Origin of the sequence: Bartonella capreoli (assembly GCF_902813205.1) — a bacterium.
In the GTDB taxonomy this organism is placed as follows: domain Bacteria; phylum Pseudomonadota; class Alphaproteobacteria; order Rhizobiales; family Rhizobiaceae; genus Bartonella; species Bartonella schoenbuchensis.
Genome location: NZ_CADDZX010000349.1, coordinates 1 through 397, shown reverse-complemented (window position 1 = coordinate 397; position 397 = coordinate 1). Strand labels below are relative to the sequence as shown.

Below are 397 nucleotides of genomic sequence, written 5' to 3'. Positions count from 1 at the left end.
CGTGGTGCTCCGGCTGCTATGGGCGCTGTGCCTTCATCTGTACGCGCTGTTCCCGCTGCTATGCGTGCTGCTCCTGCTGCTGTTGGACGGGGTGGAGTTGCTACTGGACGTGCTATTCCCGGTGCTATACGAGGTGCTCCTACAGCAGCAAAAGCTGTAGGTAAAGCTGTAATGAGGCCTATAAATAAGGCAGCCACAAGAACTTCAGGTGCAGCTGCAGATTATGCAAGTAGAGCAGAGGCAAAAGCATTTCAATCTGCATTAGCGCGAGGTGACACACAGGCAGAGGCGAAACTTGCAGGGGAAGCGGCGGCAAAAAAAGCAGTAGCAAAGTTTAATACAATACGCGCTGCAAAAAACGGTGGAATCTATGGAGCTATAGCAGGAAGTGGTGAAG

At 52.1% G+C, this 397-nt stretch carries 1 pseudogene; it reads left to right on the top strand.

Features of this window, described 5'->3' with window-relative positions:
• Positions 1–397: pseudogene (locus J7R05_RS08740) on the top strand (hypothetical protein); the annotation flags it as partial.